This window comes from Klebsiella sp. w6, from assembly GCF_033100215.1.
Classification (GTDB): Bacteria; Pseudomonadota; Gammaproteobacteria; order Enterobacterales; family Enterobacteriaceae; genus Klebsiella; species Klebsiella variicola.
Genome location: NZ_CP136907.1, coordinates 5,362,192 through 5,385,436, shown reverse-complemented (window position 1 = coordinate 5,385,436; position 23,245 = coordinate 5,362,192). Strand labels below are relative to the sequence as shown.

The 23,245-nt window shown below is 57.9% G+C and carries 20 protein-coding genes and 4 tRNA genes; 19 read left to right on the top strand and 5 right to left on the bottom strand.

Annotation, left to right across the window (positions count from 1 at the left end; genetic code table 11):
* Positions 1 to 66: 66 nt before the first annotated feature.
* From wecA to R0140_RS26105, 17 genes are all read left to right on the top strand, one after another.
* Complete coding sequence (gene wecA, locus R0140_RS26185) at positions 67 to 1,170, top strand: UDP-N-acetylglucosamine--undecaprenyl-phosphate N-acetylglucosaminephosphotransferase (protein WP_004886849.1); 1,104 nt, start codon at positions 67 to 69, stop codon at positions 1,168 to 1,170.
* Positions 1,171 to 1,183: 13 nt separating this feature from the next.
* Entirely contained in the window at positions 1,184 to 2,230 is a 1,047-nt protein-coding gene (wzzE, locus tag R0140_RS26180; protein ID WP_002883296.1) for an ECA polysaccharide chain length modulation protein, read from the top strand.
* 56 nt (positions 2,231 to 2,286) lie between these two features.
* Positions 2,287 to 3,417: a non-hydrolyzing UDP-N-acetylglucosamine 2-epimerase gene (gene wecB, locus R0140_RS26175; RefSeq protein WP_008807966.1), complete on the top strand. Its 1,131-nt coding sequence runs from the start codon at positions 2,287 to 2,289 to the stop codon at positions 3,415 to 3,417.
* Entirely contained in the window at positions 3,414 to 4,676 is a 1,263-nt protein-coding gene (gene wecC, locus R0140_RS26170; RefSeq protein WP_008807965.1) for a UDP-N-acetyl-D-mannosamine dehydrogenase, read from the top strand. The genes wecB and wecC overlap by 4 nt, the downstream gene beginning before the upstream one ends.
* Positions 4,673 to 5,740 carry a dTDP-glucose 4,6-dehydratase gene (gene rffG, locus R0140_RS26165; protein ID WP_016160066.1) on the top strand — a complete coding sequence of 356 codons (1,068 nt, stop codon included), beginning with the start codon at positions 4,673 to 4,675 and terminating at the stop codon, positions 5,738 to 5,740. Before wecC ends, rffG begins: the two co-directional genes overlap by 4 nt.
* A gap of 18 nt (positions 5,741 to 5,758) precedes the next feature.
* Positions 5,759 to 6,640: a glucose-1-phosphate thymidylyltransferase RfbA gene (gene rfbA / locus R0140_RS26160; RefSeq protein ID WP_002883307.1), complete on the top strand. Its 882-nt coding sequence runs from the start codon at positions 5,759 to 5,761 to the stop codon at positions 6,638 to 6,640.
* Positions 6,618 to 7,292: a dTDP-4-amino-4,6-dideoxy-D-galactose acyltransferase gene (gene rffC, locus R0140_RS26155; RefSeq protein ID WP_008807963.1), complete on the top strand. Its 675-nt coding sequence runs from the start codon at positions 6,618 to 6,620 to the stop codon at positions 7,290 to 7,292. The genes rfbA and rffC overlap by 23 nt, the downstream gene beginning before the upstream one ends.
* A 4-nt stretch (positions 7,293 to 7,296) precedes the next feature.
* Entirely contained in the window at positions 7,297 to 8,427 is a 1,131-nt protein-coding gene (gene rffA / locus R0140_RS26150; RefSeq protein WP_022065886.1) for a dTDP-4-amino-4,6-dideoxygalactose transaminase, read from the top strand.
* A gap of 1 nt (position 8,428) precedes the next feature.
* Positions 8,429 to 9,679, top strand: coding sequence for a lipid III flippase WzxE (gene wzxE, locus R0140_RS26145; protein ID WP_008807961.1), 1,251 nt, complete (start codon positions 8,429 to 8,431; stop codon positions 9,677 to 9,679).
* Positions 9,676 to 10,752: a TDP-N-acetylfucosamine:lipid II N-acetylfucosaminyltransferase gene (locus R0140_RS26140; protein WP_032734012.1), complete on the top strand. Its 1,077-nt coding sequence runs from the start codon at positions 9,676 to 9,678 to the stop codon at positions 10,750 to 10,752. Before wzxE ends, R0140_RS26140 begins: the two co-directional genes overlap by 4 nt.
* Positions 10,749 to 12,095, top strand: coding sequence for an ECA oligosaccharide polymerase (gene wzyE / locus R0140_RS26135; protein WP_004886822.1), 1,347 nt, complete (start codon positions 10,749 to 10,751; stop codon positions 12,093 to 12,095). Before R0140_RS26140 ends, wzyE begins: the two co-directional genes overlap by 4 nt.
* A gap of 11 nt (positions 12,096 to 12,106) precedes the next feature.
* A complete protein-coding gene (gene wecG, locus R0140_RS26130; RefSeq protein WP_012543241.1) occupies positions 12,107 to 12,847 on the top strand; it encodes a lipopolysaccharide N-acetylmannosaminouronosyltransferase in 741 nt (246 codons plus the stop codon).
* A gap of 205 nt (positions 12,848 to 13,052) precedes the next feature.
* Complete coding sequence (gene thrP, locus R0140_RS26125; protein ID WP_012969196.1) at positions 13,053 to 14,438, top strand: bifunctional threonine/serine APC transporter ThrP; 1,386 nt, start codon at positions 13,053 to 13,055, stop codon at positions 14,436 to 14,438.
* 102 nt (positions 14,439 to 14,540) lie between these two features.
* Positions 14,541 to 14,617, top strand: a tRNA-Arg gene (locus tag R0140_RS26120).
* Positions 14,618 to 14,672: 55 nt separating this feature from the next.
* Positions 14,673 to 14,748: transfer RNA gene (locus tag R0140_RS26115), tRNA-His, on the top strand.
* Positions 14,749 to 14,771: 23 nt separating this feature from the next.
* Positions 14,772 to 14,858 (top strand) — tRNA-Leu (locus R0140_RS26110).
* A gap of 42 nt (positions 14,859 to 14,900) precedes the next feature.
* Positions 14,901 to 14,977 (top strand) — tRNA-Pro (locus R0140_RS26105).
* Between the two features lie 461 nt (positions 14,978 to 15,438).
* Here R0140_RS26105 and hemY read toward each other — a convergent pair.
* From hemY to hemC, 4 genes are read right to left on the bottom strand one after another with little or no spacing between them, the layout of a single operon-like run.
* Entirely contained in the window at positions 15,439 to 16,635 is a 1,197-nt protein-coding gene (gene hemY, locus R0140_RS26100; protein WP_008807956.1) for a protoheme IX biogenesis protein HemY, read from the bottom strand.
* Positions 16,636 to 16,638: 3 nt separating this feature from the next.
* The gene (gene hemX / locus R0140_RS26095; protein ID WP_008807955.1) at positions 16,639 to 17,820 is read right to left on the bottom strand and encodes a uroporphyrinogen-III C-methyltransferase; all 1,182 of its coding nucleotides are present in this window, start codon (positions 17,818 to 17,820) and stop codon (positions 16,639 to 16,641) included.
* Positions 17,821 to 17,841: 21 nt separating this feature from the next.
* A complete protein-coding gene (hemD, locus tag R0140_RS26090) occupies positions 17,842 to 18,582 on the bottom strand; it encodes a uroporphyrinogen-III synthase (protein WP_012969195.1) in 741 nt (246 codons plus the stop codon).
* Positions 18,579 to 19,520 (bottom strand): hydroxymethylbilane synthase, encoded by a 942-nt coding sequence (gene hemC, locus R0140_RS26085; protein WP_008807953.1) that lies wholly within the window; start codon positions 19,518 to 19,520, stop codon positions 18,579 to 18,581. The genes hemD and hemC overlap by 4 nt, the downstream gene beginning before the upstream one ends.
* 357 nt (positions 19,521 to 19,877) lie before the next feature.
* On the opposite strand from hemC, the gene cyaA reads away from it, so the two are divergent.
* A complete protein-coding gene (cyaA, locus tag R0140_RS26080; protein ID WP_002883383.1) occupies positions 19,878 to 22,430 on the top strand; it encodes a class I adenylate cyclase in 2,553 nt (850 codons plus the stop codon).
* 133 nt (positions 22,431 to 22,563) lie between these two features.
* Here the strand turns inward: cyaA and cyaY are convergent, their stop codons facing one another.
* Positions 22,564 to 22,884, bottom strand: coding sequence for an iron donor protein CyaY (cyaY, locus tag R0140_RS26075; protein WP_002883389.1), 321 nt, complete (start codon positions 22,882 to 22,884; stop codon positions 22,564 to 22,566).
* A gap of 138 nt (positions 22,885 to 23,022) precedes the next feature.
* Between cyaY and lptM the strand changes: the two genes are divergently transcribed.
* A complete protein-coding gene (gene lptM, locus R0140_RS26070) occupies positions 23,023 to 23,226 on the top strand; it encodes an LPS translocon maturation chaperone LptM (RefSeq protein ID WP_004886794.1) in 204 nt (67 codons plus the stop codon).
* Positions 23,227 to 23,245 lie beyond the last annotated feature (19 nt).

The window sequence follows — 23,245 nt, the reverse complement described above, 5'->3', positions numbered from 1 at the left end:
CCCCTTCTGGAGTTGGGGCATCATCGCTATACTTCCCGGATTAACTATGCTGAGAGCACATGCGTTGTGAATTTACTCACTGCTATTACTGAATTAATCAGTATTTTCTTATTCACGACCCTCTTTATTTTTGTCGCGCGGAAAGTGGCAAAAAAGATCGGGTTGGTGGATAAACCAAACTATCGCAAACGGCATCAGGGGTTGATTCCGTTGGTCGGTGGTATCTCAGTTTATGCAGGCATCTGTTTTACTTTCGCCATCGCCGATTATTATATTCCTCACGCCTCGCTGTATCTGGCCTGCGCGGGGGTATTGGTGCTGGTTGGCGCGCTTGACGATCGCTTCGATATCAGCGTGAAAATTCGCGCAGTCATACAGGCTGCGATCGCCGTGATTATGATGATGGCAGGGAATCTGCATCTGAGTAGTCTCGGCTTTATTTTTGGCTCGTGGGAGCTGGTGCTGGGGCCTTTCGGCTTCTTCCTGACGCTGTTTGCCGTGTGGGCTGCCATCAATGCGTTTAACATGGTCGACGGGATCGACGGCCTGCTCGGCGGTCTGTCATCGGTCTCCTTTGCGGCGACTGGGATCATCCTCTGGTTTGATGGTCAGTACAGCCTGGCGATGTGGTGTTTCGCGATGATCGCCGCCATTCTGCCCTATATTCTTCTCAATCTTGGCGCCCTCGGCCGCCGCTATAAAGTCTTTATGGGTGACGCCGGCAGCACGATGATTGGCTTCACCATTATCTGGATCCTGCTGGAAACCACGCAAGGTAAAACACATCCCATTAGCCCGGTGACCGCGCTGTGGATTATCGCTATCCCGTTGATGGACATGGTGGCGATTATGTATCGCCGCCTGCGCAAAGGCATGAGTCCTTTCTCTCCGGACCGTCAGCATATTCATCATTTGATCATGCGCGCCGGCTTTACTTCCCGTCAGGCGTTCGTCCTGATTACCCTGGCCGCCGCCCTGCTGGCGCTGGTTGGCGTCGCGGCGGAATACACCCGCATTGTGCCGGAATGGGTGATGTTAATTCTCTTTTTGGTAGCCTTCTTCCTTTATGGCTACTGTATTAAGCGCGCCTGGAAAGTGGCGCGCCTGGTTAAGCGCATCAGACGCAGAATTCGGCGACACAGCGGCAATAATCCGAAACTAACCAAGTAAAGCTGGGGATGTGATGACTCAACCATTACCGGGAGCACAAGCAGTGAACGTTGAGAACGAGCTGGATATTCGCGGGCTGTTTCGCGCTTTATGGGCAGGAAAAGGCTGGATAGTCGGCGGCGCCGTACTCTTCGCCGCCATCGTGCTGGTATATACCTTTTTTGCTCGCCAGGAGTGGAGCGCCACGGCGATCACCGATCGGCCTACTGTCAATATGTTGGGGGGGTACTATTCCCAGCAGCAGTTCTTACGCAATCTGGACATTAAAGCCGACCTTGCCTCGGTGGATCAGCCTTCCGCCATGGATGAAGCGTATAAAGAGTTCATCATGCAGCTGGCCTCCTGGGATACCCGGCGCGATTTCTGGCTACAAACGGACTACTACAAGCAGCGTCAGTCGGGTAATGCCCGCGCGGATGCGGCGATGCTGGATGACCTGATTAACAATATCCAGTTTATGCCAGGCGATGCGGCCAAGAGCATTAACGACAGCGTCAAACTGACTGCCGAGACCGGGCAGGATGCCAATAATCTGTTGCGTCAGTATGTGGCTTTCGCCAGCCAGCGGGCGGCAGGCCATCTTAATGACGAACTCAAAGGCGCCTGGGCGGCGCGGACCGTGCAAATGAAAGCGCAGGTGAAGCGCCAGGAAGAGGTGGCCGAGGCCATCTTCAACCGTCGGACGCACAGCGTGGAGCAGGCGCTGAAGGTGGCCCAGCAGCACAATATTTCACGCAGCGAAACGGATGTTCCTGCCGATCAGTTGCCGGATTCAGAGCTATTTTTATTGGGCAGGCCGATGCTGCAGGCCAGGCTGGAAAACCTGCAGGCCGTCGGGCCGGAATATGACCTCGATTACGACCAGAACCGCGCCATGCTGAGCACGTTGAACGTCGGTCCAACGTTAGATCCGCGTTTTCAGACTTACCGGTATTTGCGGACGCCGGAAGAACCTGTAAAACGCGATAGCCCGCGCCGTGTATTTCTGATGGTGATGTGGGGAATTGTGGGTGCGCTCATCGGCGCAGGCGTGGCGTTATCACGTCGTCGTGTCCTGTGATTGCGGCCTGTGGTGAAGGGCAGATGACCTTCATCGCCTAATCGAAGAGAATCGATGTGAAAGTACTAACTGTATTTGGCACGAGGCCGGAAGCCATCAAGATGGCGCCTCTGGTCCATGCGCTGGCAAAGGATCCTCATTTTGAGGCGAAAGTATGCGTGACCGCGCAGCATCGGGAGATGCTCGATCAGGTGTTGAAACTTTTCTCTATTGTCCCGGACTACGATCTCAACATCATGAAGCCGGGGCAGGGGCTGACCGAGATCACCTGTCGCATCCTTGAGGGGCTGAAGCCGGTGCTGGAGTCGTTTAAACCCGACGTGGTGCTGGTGCATGGCGATACCACGACCACCATGGCGGCGAGCCTGGCGGCGTTTTATCAGCGGATACCGGTGGGCCACGTAGAGGCCGGCCTGCGCACTGGCGATTTAAGTTCGCCGTGGCCGGAAGAAGGCAACCGTACGTTGACCGGCCATCTGGCGACATACCATTTCGCCCCCACGGAAACCTCGCGGCAGAACCTGCTACGGGAAAATATTGCCGACAGTCGCATCACGGTCACCGGGAATACGGTCATTGACGCCCTGTTCTGGGTGCGGGATCGGGTTCTGGGTGATGAAGCGCTACGGGAGACCCTGCTGCAGCGCTATCCTTTCATCAGCCACGGTAAAAAGATGATTCTGGTTACCGGCCACCGGCGGGAAAGCTTTGGGCTCGGCTTTGAACAGATCTGCCAGGCGCTGGCGGAGATAGCCCATACCCACCCTGAGGTGCAGATTGTCTATCCGGTTCACCTGAATCCTAACGTCAGCGAGCCGGTGAATCGTATTCTCGGTCATATTGACAATGTGATGTTGATTGAACCGCAGGACTACCTGCCGTTCGTCTGGCTGATGGATCGGGCCTGGCTGATCCTGACCGATTCCGGCGGCATTCAGGAAGAGGCCCCTTCTCTCGGGAAACCGGTACTGGTCATGCGCGATATGACCGAACGTCCGGAAGCGGTGGCCGCTGGCACCGTGTGCCTGGTCGGCACCGACAGCCAGCGCATCGTGGCGGAAGTCACGCGACTGCTGCAGGATGATGCCGCATACCAGGCGATGAGCCGCGCGCATAATCCCTATGGCGATGGTGAAGCATGTCGTCGAATTTTGTCTGCACTTAAAAATAATCAGGTAACGTTATGAGTTTTTCTACCATTTCAGTGATTGGCCTTGGCTATATCGGGCTGCCAACCGCTGCCGCGTTCGCCTCCCGGCAGAAGCGGGTGGTCGGCGTTGATGTTAATCAACATGCCGTGGAGACCATTAACCGTGGAGAGATTCATATCGTGGAGCCGGATCTGGCGAGCGTGGTGAAGACCGCGGTCGAACAGGGTTATTTAAGCGCCACCACCACCCCGGTGGAGGCGGATGCCTACCTGATTGCCGTGCCGACGCCGTTTAAAGATCGCCACGAGCCGGATATGGTGTTTGTCGAGTCGGCCGCTAAATCCATTGCGCCGACGTTAAAGAAAGGGTCGCTGGTGATCCTGGAGTCCACCTCGCCGGTGGGTTCGACTGAGCAGATGGCCGGCTGGCTGGCGGAGATGCGCCCGGACCTCAGCTTCCCTCAGCAGGCGGGCGACGCCGCTGACGTGAATATCGCCTACTGCCCGGAGCGGGTATTGCCCGGTCAGGTGATGGTCGAGCTGATTAAAAACGATCGCGTTATCGGCGGCATGTCGCCGGTCTGCTCGGCGCGCGCCAGCGAGCTGTATAAAATTTTCCTCGAAGGTGAATGCGTGGTGACCAACTCGCGCACCGCCGAGATGTGTAAGCTGACGGAAAACAGCTTCCGCGACGTCAACATCGCCTTTGCCAACGAACTGTCGCTGATTTGCGCCGACCAGGGCATTAACGTCTGGGAGCTGATCCGCCTGGCAAACCGCCATCCGCGCGTCAATATCCTGCAGCCGGGCCCGGGCGTCGGCGGCCACTGCATCGCCGTCGACCCGTGGTTTATCGTGGCGCAAAACCCGCAGCAGGCGCGTCTGATCCGCACCGCTCGCGAGGTCAACGACCATAAGCCCGAATGGGTTATCGAACAGGTGAAAGCGCAGGTCGCGGACTGCCTGAATGCCACCAACAAACGGGCCAGCGAACTGACGATCGCCTGTTTTGGCCTCGCCTTTAAGCCGAATATTGACGACCTGCGCGAAAGCCCGGCGATGGAAATTGCCGCGCAGATTGCCCGCTGGCACAGCGGCACGACGCAGGTGGTTGAGCCCAACATTCACGCGCTGCCGAAGAAACTCGATGGACTGTGTACGCTGGCGACCCTCGATGCGGCGCTGGCCAGCGCCGATGTGCTGGTGATGCTGGTCGATCATAATGAATTCAAAGCCGTTAGCGGCGATAGCGTCACCCAGGCGTATATCATCGACACCAAAGGAGTGTGGCGGTGAGAACCATTCTGGTCACCGGCGGCGCGGGCTTTATTGGTTCGGCGGTGGTGCGGGAGATTATCCAGCACACCGCCGATCGCGTAGTGGTGGTGGATAAACTGACCTATGCCGGCAATTTAATGTCGCTGGCGCCAGTGGCGCAGGATGCGCGTTTCGCCTTTGAACAGGTGGATATCTGCGACCGCGGCGAGCTGGACCGTATTTTCCGTCAGCATCAACCAGATACGGTGATGCACCTGGCGGCGGAAAGCCACGTCGATCGTTCGATTGACGGCCCGGCGGCGTTTATCGAAACCAATATCGTAGGCACCTATACGCTACTGGAGGCGGCCCGCAGCTGGTGGAATACCCTGGCCACGGAGAAAAAATCGGCGTTCCGTTTTCACCATATCTCGACCGACGAAGTGTATGGCGATCTGCACGGCAGCGAGGATTTCTTTACCGAGACCACGCCCTATGCGCCAAGCAGCCCCTATTCGGCCTCGAAAGCCAGCAGCGACCACCTGGTGCGCGCCTGGCTGCGGACCTATGGCCTGCCGACGCTTATCACCAACTGCTCCAATAACTACGGCCCGTATCACTTCCCCGAGAAGCTGATCCCGCTGACGATCCTCAACGCGCTGGCGGGCAAGCCGCTGCCGGTGTATGGCAATGGGCAGCAGATCCGCGACTGGCTGTACGTGGAAGATCACGCCAGAGCGCTGTATCTGGTGGCGACCCGCGGCGAACCGGGCGAAACTTACAATATCGGCGGTCATAACGAACGTAAAAATATCGAGGTGGTGGAAACCATTTGTCAGCTGCTGGAAGAGCTGGCGCCGCATAAACCGCAAAGCGTGGCGCACTATCACGATCTGATCACCTTCGTAGCCGATCGTCCGGGCCACGATCTGCGCTATGCCATTGATGCCTCGAAGATTGCCCGCGAGCTGGGCTGGACGCCGGCAGAGACCTTTACTTCCGGTATGCGTAAGACCGTGGCGTGGTATCTGGCGAACGAGAGCTGGTGGCGCCAGGTTCAGGATGGAAGCTATCAGGGCGAGCGTCTTGGGCTGCAAGGCTAATCATCTCTGGGGGGAATGATGAAAGGTATTATTCTGGCGGGCGGTTCCGGAACGCGACTGCATCCCATCACCCGCGGCGTATCGAAGCAGTTGTTGCCGATCTACGACAAGCCGATGATCTACTACCCGCTGTCGGTATTAATGCTGGCCGGGATACGTGAGATCCTGATCATCACCACGCCGGACGACCTACGTGATTTCCAGCGCCTGCTCGGCGATGGCTCAGAGTTTGGCATTGCGCTGCACTATGCCGTACAGCCGACGCCGGATGGTTTAGCCCAGGCGTTTATCATCGGCGAAGCCTTTCTTAACGGCGAACCGGCATGTCTGGTGCTAGGCGACAATATTTTCTTCGGCCAGAGCTTTAGCCCGAAGCTGCGCAGCGTGGCTGCCCGCACGGAAGGGGCGACGATTTTTGGCTATCAGGTGATGGATCCTGAGCGCTTTGGCGTGGTGGAGTTTGATGACAACTTCCGCGCGCTGTCACTGGAAGAGAAGCCGAAGCAGCCGAAGTCGAACTGGGCGGTCACCGGTCTCTATTTCTACGATGGCAAGGTGACGGAGTATGCCAAACGGGTCAAGCCGTCCGAGCGCGGCGAGCTGGAAATCACCTCCATCAACCAGATGTACCTTGAGGATGGCGCATTGACCGTCGAGCTCCTCGGGCGCGGTTTTGCCTGGCTGGACACCGGCACGCACGATAGCCTGATCGAGGCCAGCATGTTCGTGCAGACCGTCGAGAAGCGCCAGGGCTTTAAAATCGCCTGTCTGGAAGAGATCGGCTGGCGTAACGGCTGGCTGGACGATGATGGCGTCAAACGCGCCGCGAAGCGGCTGGAAAAAACCGGCTACGGCCAATACCTGCTGGATCTGCTCCGTGCCCGTCCGCGCCAGTATTGATCCCCTGGAGTGGGAGAACCGCTTCTTTGCCGTTAACAGCGCCATCGTTCACTTTGATGAACGTGCGCCGCGGCTGACGCCTGAGGCGCTGGCGGGGTGGTCGCGGGTGCAGGCGAAGGTGGCCGCCAGCGACACCGTCCGGCTGGACGCGCTACAGCAGCTGGGTTTTCAGCTGGTGGAAGGCGAAGTCGATCTGGCGCTACCGGTGGGCAACCCTGCTGATGCGGGCGCCGACGTCGCCGTGGAAGCGGATATTGCGCCGCTGCGCGAGCTGGCGGCACAGGCCTTTGCCATGAGCCGCTTTCGCGCGCCCTGGTACGCTGCCGATGCCAGCGGCCGCTTCTATGCCCAGTGGATTGAAAATGCGGTGCGCGGCACCTTCGATCATCAGTGCCTGATTTACCGCCATCCTGAGGGCGATATTCGCGCCTTTGTCTCTCTGCGCCAGCTCAACGCGACCGAGGCGCGTATTGGCCTTCTGGCCGGGCGCGGCGCCGGGGCGCAACTGATGCAGGCGGCGCAGCACTGGGCTGCCTCGCGCGGACTTTCTACACTGCGGGTGGCGACCCAGATGGGCAACACCGCCGCGCTTAAACGTTATATTCTCAGCGGTGCTAACGTGGAAAGCACCGCCTACTGGCTATACAGGTGACCCCATGATCCCATTTAACGCGCCGCCGGTGGTTGGAACCGAGCTTGATTACATGCAGTCTGCGATGAACAGCGGCAAGCTGTGCGGCGACGGCGGTTTTACGCGCCGCTGCCAGCAGTGGATGGAGCAGCGATTTGGCACGGCAAAAGCGCTGCTGACGCCTTCCTGCACGGCTTCGCTGGAGATGGCCGCGCTGCTGCTGGATATCCAGCCGGGCGACGAAGTGATTATGCCCAGCTATACCTTTGTCTCTACCGCCAACGCCTTTGTGCTGCGTGGGGCGAAAATCGTCTTCGTTGATATCCGCCGCGATACGATGAATATCGATGAAACGCTTATCGAAGCCGCCATCACCGATAAAACCCGGGCGATTGTCCCGGTGCACTATGCCGGCGTAGCCTGCGAGATGGACACCATCATGGCCATTGCCGACAAATACAACCTGTTTGTGGTGGAAGACGCCGCGCAGGGGGTGATGTCTACCTATAAGGGGCGTGCGCTGGGCACCATCGGCCATATCGGCTGCTTCAGCTTCCATGAAACCAAAAACTACACCGCCGGCGGTGAGGGCGGGGCGACGCTTATCAACGATCGCACACTGGTGGAACGCGCGGAGATCATTCGTGAAAAAGGTACCAACCGCAGCCAGTTCTTTCGCGGTCTGGTGGATAAATATACCTGGCGCGATATTGGCTCCAGCTATCTGATGTCCGACCTGCAGGCCGCCTATCTGTGGGCGCAGCTGGAAGCGGCGGAGCGGATCAACCAGCAGCGCCTGGCGCTGTGGCAGAACTATCACGATGCGCTGCTGCCGCTGGCGCGTGCGGGGCGTATCGAACTGCCGACGGTTCCGGCCGACTGTGGGCAAAATGCGCACATGTTCTACATAAAGCTGCGTGATATCGAGGATCGCAGCAGGCTGATCGCCTGGCTGAAAGAGGCGGAGATCCTCGCGGTATTCCATTATATTCCGTTGCACAGCTGCCCGGCCGGAGAACACTTCGGCGAGTTCCACGGTGAAGACCGCTACACCACCCTGGAGAGCGAGCGCCTGGTGCGCCTGCCGCTGTTTTACAATCTCTCTCTGGTGAACCAGCGGACGGTGATTAACTCGCTGCTGAGCTATTTCTCCTGATATGTCGTTAGCAAAAGCCTCACTGTGGACGGCGGCATCGACGCTGGTCAAAATCGGCGCCGGTCTGCTGGTCGTCAAGCTGCTGGCCGTCTCGTTTGGGCCGGCGGGCGTTGGCCAGGCCGGTAACTTCCGGCAGCTGGTCACCGTGCTCGGCGTGCTGGCGGGTGCCGGGATATTTAACGGCGTCACGAAGCTGGTGGCTCAGCATCACGACGATCCCCCACGTCTGAAACAGGTGGTGGGTACCTCGTCGGCTATGGTGCTTGGCTTTTCCACGCTGCTGGCGCTGGTGTTTTTACTGGCGGCGGCGCCGATAAGCCAGGGGCTGTTCGGCCATACGCACTATCAGGGGCTGGTACGCCTGGTGGCGCTGGTGCAGATGGGGATCGCCTGGGCGAACTTCCTGCTGGCGCTGATGAAAGGCTTTCGCGATGCGGCGGGTAACGCCTTCTCGCTGATTGCCGGGAGCCTGATTGGCGTCGCGGCCTATTATGCCTGTTACTACTTCGGGGGTTACCAGGGGGCGCTGTTGGGGTTGGCGTTAGTGCCGGCGCTGGTGGTGATCCCGGCGGGCATCATGCTCTGGCGGCGGGGTAATATACCGCTGAGCGCCCTGCGCCCGCGCTGGGATAACAGTCTGGCGGGACAGCTATCGAAATTTACCCTGATGGCGCTCATAACCTCGGTGACGCTGCCGGTGGCCTATGTGATGATGCGTAATCTGCTGGCGGCGCATTACGGCTGGGAGGCGGTCGGGATTTGGCAGGGGGTGAGCAGCATTTCCGATGCCTACCTGCAGTTTATTACCGCCTCGTTTAGCGTCTATCTGCTGCCGACGCTGTCGCGGCTGAGCGCCAAAACGGATATCACCCGCGAGATTGCCAAATCGCTGAAATTCGTTCTGCCGGCGGTGGCGGCGGCAAGCCTGACGGTCTGGCTACTGCGCGATTTTGCCATCTGGCTGCTGTTTTCCGATCGCTTTACCGCGATGCGTGACCTGTTCGCCTGGCAGCTGGTGGGCGACGTCTTAAAAGTCGGCGCCTATGTCTACGGCTATCTGGTGATCGCCAAAGCGTCGCTACGTTTTTATATTCTGACGGAAATCAGCCAGTTCACGCTGCTGACCGCATTCTCACACTGGCTTATTCCGGCGCACGGCGCAATTGGCGCGGCGCAGGCGTATATGGCCACGTATATTGTTTATTTCGCCCTCTGTAGTGGCGTGTTTTTACTCTGGCGTAAACGGGCATGACAGCACTGATACATGTACTGGGATCGGATATCCCGCACCATAACCAGACCGTACTGCGGTTCTTTAACGACGAACTGGCCGCCGACCCGCAGGCCCGGAGATTTTTGGTCGTCGGTGATGAGGCCAGCGTGCGTGATGGATATCCGGCACTGGACATCACCTGCTATCCAGGAAAGAAAGCGCTGGCGCAGGCAGTGATTGCCACCGCGAAAGCCAACCGCCAGCAGCGCTTTTTCTTCCACGGCCAGTTTAATACCGGGCTGTGGCTGGCGCTGTTGAGCGGCGGCATCCGCCCGTCACAGTTTAACTGGCATATCTGGGGGGCAGATCTGTATGAAAACTCTGCCAGCCTGAAGTTTCGCCTGTTCTATCCGCTACGCCGCATGGCGCAGGGGCGAGTAGGGCGCGTTTTCGCCACCCGCGGCGATCTCAGCTGGTTCGCTAACCGCCATCCGCGTGTGCCGGGTGAGCTGCTCTACTTCCCGACCCGTATGGATCCGGCGCTGAATACCCTGGCCGATAACGCCCCGCGCAGTGATACCTTGACTATTCTGGTCGGCAACTCCGGGGATCGCAGCAATGAACATATTGCCGCGCTGAAGGCTATCCATCAGCAGTTTGGCGATACGGTGAATGTCATCGTGCCGATGGGTTATCCGGCGAATAACGACGCCTATATCAACGAGGTGCGCGAGGCGGGGGCGGCGCTGTTTAGCCATGCGCATCTGCAGATCCTCAGCGAGAAGCTTGAATTTAATGATTATCTGGCGCTGCTGCGCCGCTGCGATCTGGGCTATTTTCTGTTTGCCCGCCAGCAGGGGATCGGCACCCTGTGTCTGCTGATTCAGGCGGGCATCCCCTGCGTGCTCAATCGGGAAAACCCGTTCTGGCAGGATATGACCGAGCAGCATGTGCCGGTGCTGTTCACCAGCGACGCGCTGGACGTCAGCGTGGTGCGTGAAGCGCAGCGTCAGCTGGCGAGCGTGGATAAATCTACTATCGCCTTCTTCCGGCCGAACTATCTGACGGGCTGGCAGCGGGCGCTACGGTTAGCGGCGGAGGGGCAGGCATGACGTTAATGCAATTTAGCGGGCTGCTGGTGGTCTGGCTGCTGTCGACCCTGTTTATCGCCACCGCCACCTGGTTTGAGTTCCGCCGGGTACGCTTCAACTTCAACGTCTTTTTCTCGTTGTTGTTTCTGCTGACCTTTTTCTTCGGCTTCCCGCTGACCAGTATTCTGGTGTTCCGCTTTGACGTCAGCGTAGCGCCGCCGGAGATTTTGCTGCAGACGCTGCTGATCGCGGTATGCTTCTACGCGATCTACTACGTGACCTATAAAACGCGGTTGCGCCCGGCCTCGCGCGAGGTTGCGCATCGCCCGCTGTTTACCATGAACCGGGTGGAAACCCATCTGGCGTGGGGCATACTGATGGGGCTGGCGCTGCTGTGCGTCGGCATCTTCTTCGCTCACAACGGCTTTCTGCTGTTTAAGCTCAACTCCTACAGCCAGATTTTTTCTGCTGAAGTGTCCGGCGTGGCGTTGAAGCGCTTCTTTTACTTCTTTATTCCGGCGATGCTGGTGGTTTATTTTCTGCGCCAGGATTATAAGGCGTGGATCTTCTTCCTCGTCAGCACCGTGGCCTTTGGTTTGCTGACCTACGCCATTGTCGGCGGGACCCGCGCCAATATCATCATCGCCTTCGCCATCTTTCTGTTCATCGGTATTATTCGCGGCTGGATCAGCTTGTGGATGCTGGCGGCGGCGGGCGTGCTGGGTATTGTCGGCATGTTCTGGCTGGCGCTGAAGCGCTACGGGATGAACGTCAGCGGCGATGAAGCGTTTTATACCTTCCTGTATCTCACGCGCGACACCTTCTCACCGTGGGAAAACCTGGCGCTGCTGCTGCAGAACTACGACAAGATCGATTTCCAGGGGCTGGCGCCGATGATCCGCGATTTCTACGTCTTCATCCCCAGCTGGATGTGGCACGGTCGTCCGACGATGGTGCTCAATACCGCCAACTACTTCACCTGGGAGGTGTTAAACAACCATTCGGGGCTGGCGATTTCGCCGACGCTGATTGGCTCGCTGGTGGTGATGGGCGGCGTCTGGTTTGTGCCGCTGGGCGCAGTGGCGGTAGGGTTGATTATTAAATGGTTCGACTGGCTGTATGAGCTGGGCAACCGGGAGAGCAATCGTTACAAAGCGGCTATCCTGCACAGTTTCTGTTTCGGCGCTATCTTCAACATGATAGTGCTGGCGCGCGAGGGTCTGGATTCGTTCGGCTCCCGCGTGGTGTTTTTCCTCGTGATCTTTGGTATCTGCTTGCTGGCGGCGAAATTGCTGTACTGGTTCCTGGATAGCGTGGGACTGATTCATAAGCGCGTAAAACCGCTTTCGCAACCGCAAGTCTGAGAAGGATAGACATGACTGGGACCATTTCCGCGCCGTTGTACCTGTTAAGAGGGCTGCAGCTCATAGGCTGGCGCGATATGCAGCACGCTCTGGATTATTTGTATGCCGACGGCGCGCTCCGGGAGGGGACGCTGGTGGCCATTAATGCTGAGAAAATGCTGGCCGTAGAAGATAACCCGGAGGTACGGGCGCTGATTGAGGCGGCGGAGTTTAAATATGCGGATGGCATCAGTGTGGTGCGTTCGCTGCGCAAAAAATACCCGCAGGCCCAGGTATCCCGCGTCGCCGGGGCCGATCTCTGGGAAGCGTTAATGCAGCGCGCTGGCGCTGAAGGGACACCGGTGTTTTTGGTTGGTGGTAAACCTGAGGTCCTGACGCAAACGGAGTCCAGGCTGCGTCAGCGCTGGCAAGTGAACATCGTCGGCAGCCAGGACGGTTATTTTACCCCTGAGCAGCGCCAGACATTGTTCGAACGCATTCGCGACAGCGGGGCGAAAATCGTCACCGTCGCGATGGGGTCGCCGCGCCAGGAGATCTTCATGCGCGACTGCCGGCGCCTGTATCCGCACGCGCTGTATATGGGTGTCGGCGGCACTTACGATGTCTTCACTGGGCACGTCCATCGGGCGCCGAAGTTCTGGCAGGATCTGGGGCTGGAGTGGTTCTATCGCCTGCTTTTGCAGCCGAGCCGCATCAAGAGACAGTTCCGTCTGCTTCGCTATTTACGTTGGCATTATACCGGCAAGCTCTGATATTCCACTGCAACCAGGCGAGTTTGCATACATATTCTGTGTAATCTCTTCACTCGCCTGATACTTTATTTGCCATTTCCGTAAAATTAATTAACCATTCGCAGGCTTCATACGCGCGGGGGAGACCTGCGCGTCGGCAAGGCTATGGTTTCAGTTAATAACAATAACCGGGAGTACCCGGAATACGGCAAACACAAGAGGATATATGACTGAGAAAAAAGCGGAGCTCCAGCGTGGACTGGAGGCCCGGCATATTGAACTGATCGCCCTTGGCGGGACGATTGGCGTGGGGTTGTTTATGGGGGCGGCCAGTACGTTGAAATGGGCCGGGCCTTCCGTGCTGCTGGCGTACATTATCGCTGGCCTGTTCGTCTTTTTCATTATGCGCTCAATGGGCGAAATGCTGTTCCTTGAGCCTGTCACTGGCTCCTTCGCGGTGTATGCGCATCGCTATATGAGCCCCTTCTTCGGCTACCTGACCGCGTGGTCCTACTGGTTTATGTGGATGGCGGTGGGGATCTCGGAGATTACCGCCATCGGGGTCTATGTGCAGTTCTGGTTCCCGGAGATGGCGCAGTGGATCCCGGCGTTAATTGCCGTGGGGCTGGTGGCGCTGGCGAACCTGGCGGCGGTCCGGCTGTACGGTGAAATCGAGTTCTGGTTCGCCATGATTAAAGTCACCACCATTATCGTGATGATCGTCGTCGGGCTGGGCGTCATTTTCTTCGGCTTTGGCAACGGCGGCCACTCCATTGGTTTTGGTAATCTCACCGAACATGGCGGTTTCTTCGCCGGCGGCTGGAAGGGCTTCCTGACGGCGCTGTGTATCGTGGTCGCGTCCTATCAGGGGGTGGAGCTCATCGGCATTACCGCAGGTGAAGCGAAAAATCCGCAGGTGACCCTGCGCAGCGCGGTGGGCAAAGTGCTGTGGCGGATCCTGATTTTCTACGTGGGCGCGATTTTCGTTATCGTCACCATCTTCCCGTGGGATCAAATCGGCTCCAACGGCAGCCCGTTCGTACTGACGTTTGCCAAAATCGGGATTACCGCGGCGGCGGGAATTATCAACTTCGTGGTGCTGACGGCGGCGCTTTCCGGCTGCAACAGCGGAATGTACAGCTGTGGACGTATGCTGTACGCCCTGGCGAAGAACCGCCAACTGCCGGCGGCGATCGGTAAGGTATCGCGCAACGGCGTTCCGGCCGTCGGCGTGGCGCTGTCGATTCTGATCCTGCTGGTGGGCTCCTGCCTGAATTACATCATTCCTAATCCGCAGCGGGTGTTTGTCTATGTCTACAGCGCCAGCGTGTTGCCAGGGATGGTGCCATGGTTTGTGATCCTGATTAGCCAGCTGCGTTTCCGTCGCGTGCATCGGGCGGCAATCGCCAGCCATCCGTTCCGTTCGCTGCTGTTTCCGTGGGCCAACTATTTCACCATGGCCTTCCTGATCTGTGTGCTGGTAGGGATGGGTCTGAATGATGAAACCCGGATGTCGCTGTTTGTCGGCATTATTTTCCTGGCCGCCGTCACCCTGATTTATAAGGTGTTTGGCCTCGGAAGACAGGGGCAAGTCAATAATACGGCTGAATAACCGTCAAAACGAACAAAGCATGAGCAAACGATAATTTTCTTTTAAAAGGCACTAGACAGCGGGGTAGGAAGTCCGTATTATCCGACCCCGCAACGGCGCTAAGCGCCCGTAGCTCAGCTGGATAGAGCGCTGCCCTCCGGAGGCAGAGGTCTCAGGTTCGAATCCTGTCGGGCGCACCATTAACCCGGTGCTGGAGCTGCGGTGGTTTTAATACCGCGTAAAAGGTTTGCAGTGGTGGCTATAGCTCAGTTGGTAGAGCCCTGGATTGTGATTCCAGTTGTCGTGGGTTCGAATCCCATTAGCCACCCCATTATTTGATAGAGTTGTGAATTTGCGAAGGTGGCGGAATTGGTAGACGCGCTAGCTTCAGGTGTTAGTGTTCTTACGGACGTGGGGGTTCAAGTCCCCCCCCTCGCACCACGACTTTAACGAATTGAACTAAAAATTCAAAAAGCAGTATTTCGGCGAGTAGCGCAGCTTGGTAGCGCAACTGGTTTGGGACCAGTGGGTCGGAGGTTCGAATCCTCTCTCGCCGACCAATTTTGAACCCCGCTTCGGCGGGGTTTTTTGTTTTCTGTCGCTGCCCGCCATTATTTATTCCCCTGATCTTGCTGATAAAAAAACGCCTCTCTGCTTGAGAATACGCGTCAGGAAAACTCTCAATTCATCACTGTGGTAGATGCAATTTCCCCGGATCCTGTGCGATAATAACCGGGTAGATGCTCATTCCATCTCTTATGTTCGCCTTCGTGCCTCATAAACTCCGGAATGATGCAGAGCCGTTCTTACGGTGCTTATCGTCCACTGACAGATGTCGCATTTATGCCTCATCAAACACCATGGACATTACGTTGAGTGAAGCACCCAATTTGTTGTCAAACAGACCTGTTTTAACGCCTGCCCTGATTTCAGCGCAGGCGTTTTTTTCTTTCAGGGATCCGTCAACGCGAAGGCGGGGGAGAAGGGCTATCGCCCCGCAGGAGGCGATAGCCATGGCAGGTTACGGCTGAGGATTATTCTGCAGCGTCAGCAGCAGCCCATCGCGGCGCATAGCGGCGGCTTCTTCCGGCTGATGCAGGCGATCCAGGGCATCCGCCAGCCAGGCGTAATCAAAGGCATCCGGACGCTGCTTAAGCGCGGCGCGGAAGGCGATGCTGGCCTCCTGCCATTCGCCGTGCCGCATCAGCGACTGGCCCAGGGTACTCCACAGCAGCGGACGGTCGCCAACGGCTTTGATCTGCTGGCGCAGCACTTTCTCCAGCTGTTCCGGGTTATTGGTCTTCAGACGCGGGATCGGCATCACCAGACGGTCATCATACTGTTTCTTCAGACCATCAATGATAATTTGCTGCGCGGTATCGTGATCGTCGCTCTCGATGAGGCGCTCGGCCATTGCCACCTGCAGCGGCACCAGCGCCCGTGTTTTACGGCTCTGGTTGCGCCACCATTCGCGCAACCCTTCGCTGCCGCCGTCGGCCAGCGCTTTATCCATCAGGCCAACCCAGGCCAGCTGTTCCAGCGCAGCGCGGTGCTCTTCATCGCCGACGTTAGCTTTCGCCATCGACGGAATGATGTCCAGCAGCGACTGCCAGGCGCCGGTGCGGGTGTATGCCTGTTCGGCGAGGCGCAGCACTTCAGGATGACGCGGAGTAATTTCCAGCAGCTTATCGATGCCATGGCGCGCGGCGTGATTTTCATTACGTGCCAGCTGCAGGCGAACGCGGGTGATTTCCACCGGGATCAGGTCATCGCCCGCCAGCTCGGTGGCGCGCTCCAGATGCTGGTTGGCCCGCGCTTCATCGCCGCGCTGCTGGGCCGCTTCCGCCGCCAGCAGATAGTTCACCACCGGCTGTTCGGCGTGATCGGCGTTTTTCGCCATCAGCTTCTCAACCTGCTGGTAATCACCTTCCGCCAGCTTGAGTAGCGCCTGCTCGGTTTGCTTACGCGCGCGACGGCGTTTACGGCCGACAAACCAGCCGCGCGTATGCGCTCCGGTGCGGAAAATGCGGCGCAGCAGCCATTCGATGGCGAACAGCACCACCATGGCGAGGATCAGAATGATCACCAGCCCGGTGACGCTGGTCTCGATATTGTAATTATCGGTCTGGATCAGGACGTAGCCCTGATGCCCGGCGATCATCGGGCCAAGCACGATCCCGGCGATCAACAGCGCGAAGAGTAGAAGAATTTTCAGCATGCGTTACTCTCCTTGCGGCGCAGCAGGGGCGGCCGGTGCAGCAGGGGCTGGTGAGGGCGCGCCGCCCGCGGTAACGGCAGGCTGCGCCATCAGGTTGCGCACCCGGGTCTGCATCAGTTTTTCCAGCAACGCCTGGCTCTGCAGCGTTTCCGGCACCGTCATGGTAATGCTTTGCTGACTGAGCTTATCCACCTCGTCGAGGAAGGCTTTGGTGGTGGCGTCATCAGTATCGTAATAGGCGCGTACCCAGGTCGAGACGTTATCCAGCGACTGTTTCCAGGTCTCTTCCTGATGGCGCGGCACTGCCTGCGCGGCGACCAGCAGGCGAGAGCGAATATTTTCCCGCAGATAGATATCCTGATTCGGCGCCAGCAGCGGGACCGCGGTTTCATCGCGGCGGCGCACGGTGATAAAGCTGTCCATAAAGTTCTGCCAGCTTTTCTGCAGATTGACGCGCCATTCGCTGATAGAGCTGGAAAGCTCGTCGCTATCAGAGTCCATCGGCGAATCGTCATCGTTATTATCGGCCAGCCGCAGGTTGTCGATTTGGTTCGCCAACTGATTCACCTTGAGGATCATGCCGTCGTAGTCCACCTGGCTTACCGCGGAGAGGGTGGCGATGTCGTCGGTGATCGCCCGGCGGGCGCCGATCAGGCTGGGGTCATTCATGTCGGCGAGGCTGGCGTCGGCGCTTTTTAGCAGCGCGGCGGCGGTGGTGACATCCTGATCGCTCCACAGCTTACGTCCCGCCAGCTTGACGAGGAAATCGGCCTGGGCCAGCAGCCAGGTTTTGGCATCGCTGCCCGAAATCACGGCGACTTTCTGCTGCAACTCATCAAGCTGTTTGGTCAGGGTTTCCTGCTCGTGTTTGGCCTGACTCAGCTGGTCGGCCTGCTGTTTGATAATGCCTTCCAGTTCGCTCTTTTGGCTCTCCTGCGCTTTTTGCAGTGCCGCAAGCTGGCCTGATAATTCAGAGGTGGTTGCGTTTTGCCGCGTGGCCTGCTGTTTGTTCAGGCCATACAGGCCGATGCCAGCGGCTATCGCAATGGCGATAGCGATCGCGCTGAGCGCCAGGCTGGTTTTGTTACCCGCCTTCTTCTTATCGTTGTTCTCTGGCTGTGGTGTGGTTTCCACGGCCTCCCTGGTCTCTTCAACCACGGCGGATTGATTTTGTTGTTCCGTCATTATGGCTTCCAATGTTGAGAGTTATTGTAATGCGCGTAGCAGCGCATCGTTGTCAGCGTTATCGGCAACCTGAATCTCCTGCCAGCCCAGTTCCCGGGCCTGAAGGGCCAGACGTTCGCTGACAACGACAACGCGGCAGTGCAGGAGCCATTGTTCGCGATACCATTGCGGTATGAGCGACCACAGCTGCTGCAGCATCTCACCGCTGGTGACCACCAGCGTGGTGACCCCGCGAGACTGCCAGCGCATCGCTTCTTCTGCGCCATCGTAATGTTTTGCACTACGTTGATAACATTCACAAAATGTGACCCTGGCGCCGCGTTCAGCCAGCGTGGCGCCTAAGAGTTCCCGCCCACCATTGCCGCGTAGGATCAGCGCATTTTTCCCGGCAATGTTTTGTAATTCAGGTAATTGTAGCAAGACTTCGCTAATTTCCCGATCTAACGGGTAACGGATGTGCTGCCCGCTGACCGTATGCAGGGCCAGCGCCGTCGTTCGACCAATGGCAAAATAGTGCGGAGAAGTGGGCCAGGGCAGGCCTTGCTGCTGCAGACGGGCATGGGCGAATTCCACCGCATGTTGGGATAGCGCAAACAGCAGGTCGTCGGACCCCAGATGGGCAAGATGGTCGCCCAGCACGGGAAGCTCCCGGCCAGGCGTAAATTCTATCAGCGGAAAGCTCCAGGCCACGCGTCCCATGGCCCGCAGACGGCTGACCAGCGCTTCCCCTTGCGGGAGTGGACGAGTGACCAGGATGCTCATCGTGGGGCTTCTCCATCATAAACTGCCGCGAGAATGTCGCGGGCGCCATTATCCAGGAGCTCTTCCGCCAGCGAGATGCCGAGCGCTTCGGCCTGCTCTGCTGGCCCGCGCCGTTCGCCGCGTACCATCTGCGAACCATCCGGGGCGCCAACCAGCGCCCGCAGCCACAGTTCGCCGTTGACGAGTTCCGCATAGCTGCCAATTGGCACCTGACAACCGCCTTCGAGGCGGGTGTTCATCGCCCGTTCGGCGCGCACGCGTACCGCGGTTTCCGCATGGTTGAGGGGCGCCAACAGCGCCTGGGTCCATGCATCGTCAAGACGGCATTCGATTCCCACCGCGCCCTGGCCGACGGCCGGCAGGGATTGCTCAGGCGACAGCGGTTGGCGAATACGCGCTTCCAGTTTCAGGCGCTTCAACCCGGCGGCGGCAAGGATAATGGCGTCATACTCACCGTTATCCAGTTTACTCAGCCGAGTACCGACGTTACCGCGCAGAGAGCGGATCACCAGGTCTGGACGGGTGGCGGCCAGCTGGCACTGACGGCGTAAACTTGACGTGCCAACGACGCTGCCGGCCGGCAGTTCGTCAATTGAGGCATAGTGATTGGAAACAAACGCGTCGCGCGGATCGTCGCGCTCGCAGATGGTGACCAACCCCAGGCCCTCCGGGAATTCCACCGGGACATCTTTCATCGAATGGACGGCGATATCGGCCCGCCCTTCGAGCATGGCGAGCTCTAACTCTTTCACAAATAAGCCCTTGCCGCCCACCTTTGCCAGGGGCGTATCAAGGATGACATCACCGCGCGTAACCATCGGCACCAGCTCGACGTTCAGTCCTGGATGCGCTTGTTCCAGGCGCGCTTTAACATACTGCGCCTGCCATAGCGCAAGCGGGCTTTGCCGTGTGGCAATTTTCAAAACTTTGTCTAACATGCTTGTTACCGTCATTGTCGACCACTAACCATCCTAACATTGTTGTCTTACGGATGTTAGTTTTCACGGTTTATGTGGGAGATGGCTCCGGCCTTCTCTTTTTTAACCTTTCATGCGCGTGGCGGTTGCCGGAGGCGTAGTGAGGAATTTACAGGTAATAAACGGTGCTACACTTGTATGTAGCGCATCTTTCTTTACGGTCAATGAGCAAGGTGTTAAATTGATCACGTTTTAAACCATTTGTCCGTCCGCTGCTCATCACAACCACACCGACGACGAATGGTGACGGTTTTTGTTGAAATACTGAAATCCTCCGTACTATTGTACTTCGGGTTTTTGAACATCAGGCGATATGTCTTGTACCTCTATATTGAGACACTGAAACAGAGACTGGATGCCATCAACCAATTGCGCGTGGATCGCGCGCTTGCTGCCATGGGACCCGCTTTCCAGCAGGTTTACAGTCTACTGCCAACGTTACTACATTATCATCACCCGCTGATGCCGGGTTACCTTGACGGTAACGTTCCCCGTGGCATTTGCCTCTACACGCCTGATGAAACCCAACGCCACTATCTTGAAGAACTAGAGCTGCATCGCGGCATGCAGACCCAGGAGCCGCCGAAAGGCGAGCTGCCGATCACCGGCGTCTACTCGATGGGCAGTACTTCCTCCGTTGGTCAAAGCTGTTCTTCCGATCTGGATATCTGGGTATGTCACCAGGCCTGGCTGGATAGCGAAGAGCGCCAGCTGCTGCAGCGAAAATGCAGCCTGCTTGAGAGCTGGGCGGCCTCGCTCGGCGTGGAAGTCAGCTTCTTCCTGATCGACGAAAACCGCTTCCGTCATAATGAAAGCGGCAGTCTCGGCGGCGAAGACTGCGGTTCGACTCAGCATATCCTGTTGCTCGATGAGTTCTATCGCACCGCGGTGCGCCTCGCCGGCAAGCGTATTCTGTGGAATATGGTGCCGTGCGATGAAGAAGAGCATTACGATGATTACGTCATGGGGCTGTATGCCCAGGGCGTGCTGACGCCTAACGAATGGCTCGATCTCGGCGGCCTCAGTTCGCTGTCGGCGGAAGAGTACTTCGGCGCCAGCCTGTGGCAGCTGTATAAAAGTATCGACTCCCCCTATAAAGCGGTGCTGAAAACGCTGTTGCTGGAAGCCTACTCCTGGGAATACCCCAATAACCGCCTGTTAGCGAAAGATATCAAACAGCGTCTACACGACGGCGAGATTGTCTCCTTCGGCCTCGACCCGTACTGCATGATGCTGGAGCGCGTGACCACCTATCTACAGGCCATCGAAGATGAAACCCGCCTCGACCTGGTGCGCCGCTGCTTCTACCTGAAAGTTTGTGAAAAACTCAGCCGCGAACGCGCCTGCGTCGGCTGGCGTCGCGAAGTCGTCAGCCAGTTGGTGAATGCCTGGGGCTGGGACGAAAAGCGTCTGATGATGCTCGACAACCGCGCCAACTGGAAAATTGATGAGGTGCGCAAGGCGCACAACGAACTGCTCGACGCCATGATGCAGAGCTATCGTAATCTGATCCGCTTCGCGCGGCGCAATAACCTTAGCGTCTCCGCCAGCCCTCAGGATATTGGCGTGCTGACCCGTAAGCTGTATGCGGCCTTTGAAGCGCTGCCGGGGAAAGTGACGCTGGTGAACCCGCAAATTTCGCCGGATCTGTCGGAACCGAACCTGACCTTTATCCACGTGCCGCCGGGCCGTGCCAACCGTACCGGTTGGTATCTGTATAACCGCGCGCCGGATATGGAATCGATCATCAGCCATCAGCCGCTGGAATATAACCGTTATCTTAATAAGCTGGTGGCCTGGGCCTGGTTTAACGGCCTGCTGACCTCACGCACCCGCCTGTTTATTAAGGGCAACGGCATCGTCGATCTGGCGAAGCTGCAGGAGATGGTGGCCGACGTGTCGCACCACTTCCCGCTGCGCCTGCCGGCGCCGACGCCAAAAGCGCTGTACAGCCCGTGCGAAATCCGCCATCTGGCGATTATCGTCAACCTCGAATATGACCCGACCGCGGCCTTCCGCAATCAGGTGGTGCACTTCGACTTCCGTAAACTGGATGTTTTCAGCTTCGGCGAAGAGCAAAAATGCCTGATCGGCAGCGTCGACCTGCTGTATCGCAACTCGTGGAACGAAGTGCGTACGCTGCACTTTAACGGCGAGCAGGCGATGATCGAAGCGCTGAAGACGATCCTCGGCAAAATGCATCAGGACGCCGCGCCGCCGGACAGCGTGGAGGTGTTCTGCTATAGCCAGCACCTGCGCGGCCTGATCCGCACCCGCGTGCAGCAGATGATCTCCGAATGCATCGAACTGCGTCTCTCCAGTACCCGCCAGGATACCGGGCGCTTCAAAGCGCTGCGCGTCTCCGGCCAGACGTGGGGGCTGTTCTTCGAGCGTCTTAACGTTTCGGTGCAGAAGCTGGAAAACGCCATTGAGTTCTACGGCGCTATCTCGCACAACAAGCTTCACGGGTTGTCGGTGCAGGTGGAAACCAATCACGTTAAGCTGCCGGCGGTGGTGGATGGCTTCGCCAGCGAAGGGATTATTCAGTTCTTCTTTGAAGATGCGGATAACAACGACAGCGGCTTTAACATCTATATTCTGGATGAGAGCAACCGCGCCGAGGTCTATCATCACTGCGAGGGCAGTAAAGAGGAACTGGTGCGCGACGTCAGCCGCTTCTATTCGTCATCGCACGATCGTTTCACCTACGGCTCCAGCTTTATCAACTTCAACCTGCCGCAGTTCTATCAGATTGTCGAGGTAGACGGGCGCACCCAGGTGATCCCCTTCCGCACCCAGGCGATTGCCGCCGCGATACCCACCAGCCAGGACGTTACCGCTTCGCCGGTGCTGCAGCAGCGCTACTCGTAGATTTGGCCCGGATAAGGCGTGAGCCGCTATCCGGAGATCTTCCCTGCTGGCGCTGCGCTTAGCAGGGCTACGGTTCTAAGTCGTCGGGTAGCCCGGATAAGGCGCGATGCGCCGCCATCCGGGAAACACGTCATTAACGGAATTTCACCGTCTCACCGGCCTGCTGGCTCGCCGCCTGCTCCAGCAAATCCCAGAAGGTCTCGCCGCTGCGATCGCAGATCCACTCGTCGCCTTTGAGATCAAAATGGTAGCCGCCCTGTTTGGTGGCCAGCCACACCTGGTGCAGCGGCTCCTGACGGTTAATAATGATTTTGCTGCCGTTTTCAAAGCTGATGGTCAGCACGCCGCCGTTGATTTCACAGTCGATGTCGCTATCGCCGTCCCAGTCGTCCAGGCGTTCTTCGATGGTCATCCACAGGCTATCCGCCAGGCGATGGAATTCACTGTCGTTCATGGTTCTATCCTGCTTTTTTGAAGATGGCGGCAGTATAGCGCGAAACAAAAGCGCGCGCAGTCGGATGCTAAACGCTTGCTTTTACGTCTTCTCCTGCGATGATAGAAAGCAGAAAGAATGAATCACGGGCAACTATCAATGAAAAACGTTTTTCCTACGCTTGCCGTTTTGTTTGCGATCTTCAGCCTGACCGGCTGCGGTCTGAAAGGGCCTCTTTATTTCCCGCCGGCGGACAAAACCGCGCCGCCGCCGACCAAACCGGTTAACCCGGGCATTCAGAGCTCAACGCCGGATCGTAACGATCGTGGCGATACCGGTGGTCCGAGCCAGGTCAATTACTAACGATAACGTTCTGTTCCGC

Bases quoted from the DNA above. Each gene is read 5' to 3' on its own strand.
- wzzE (WP_002883296.1), top strand. From the start codon at position 1,184: ATGACTCAACCATTACCGGGAGCACAAGCAGTGAACGTTGAGAACGAG.
- wecC (WP_008807965.1), top strand. From the start codon at position 3,414: ATGAGTTTTTCTACCATTTCAGTGATTGGCCTTGGCTATATCGGGCTG.
- rfbA (WP_002883307.1), top strand. From the start codon at position 5,759: ATGAAAGGTATTATTCTGGCGGGCGGTTCCGGAACGCGACTGCATCCC.
- rffA (WP_022065886.1), top strand. From the start codon at position 7,297: ATGATCCCATTTAACGCGCCGCCGGTGGTTGGAACCGAGCTTGATTAC.
- wzxE (WP_008807961.1), top strand. From the start codon at position 8,429: ATGTCGTTAGCAAAAGCCTCACTGTGGACGGCGGCATCGACGCTGGTC.
- R0140_RS26140 (WP_032734012.1), top strand. From the start codon at position 9,676: ATGACAGCACTGATACATGTACTGGGATCGGATATCCCGCACCATAAC.
- wzyE (WP_004886822.1), top strand. From the start codon at position 10,749: ATGACGTTAATGCAATTTAGCGGGCTGCTGGTGGTCTGGCTGCTGTCG.
- wecG (WP_012543241.1), top strand. From the start codon at position 12,107: ATGACTGGGACCATTTCCGCGCCGTTGTACCTGTTAAGAGGGCTGCAG.
- thrP (WP_012969196.1), top strand. From the start codon at position 13,053: ATGACTGAGAAAAAAGCGGAGCTCCAGCGTGGACTGGAGGCCCGGCAT.
- hemY (WP_008807956.1), bottom strand. From the start codon at position 16,635: ATGCTGAAAATTCTTCTACTCTTCGCGCTGTTGATCGCCGGGATCGTG.
- hemX (WP_008807955.1), bottom strand. From the start codon at position 17,820: ATGACGGAACAACAAAATCAATCCGCCGTGGTTGAAGAGACCAGGGAG.
- hemD (WP_012969195.1), bottom strand. From the start codon at position 18,582: ATGAGCATCCTGGTCACTCGTCCACTCCCGCAAGGGGAAGCGCTGGTC.
- hemC (WP_008807953.1), bottom strand. From the start codon at position 19,520: ATGTTAGACAAAGTTTTGAAAATTGCCACACGGCAAAGCCCGCTTGCG.
- cyaY (WP_002883389.1), bottom strand. From the start codon at position 22,884: ATGAACGACAGTGAATTCCATCGCCTGGCGGATAGCCTGTGGATGACC.
- lptM (WP_004886794.1), top strand. From the start codon at position 23,023: ATGAAAAACGTTTTTCCTACGCTTGCCGTTTTGTTTGCGATCTTCAGC.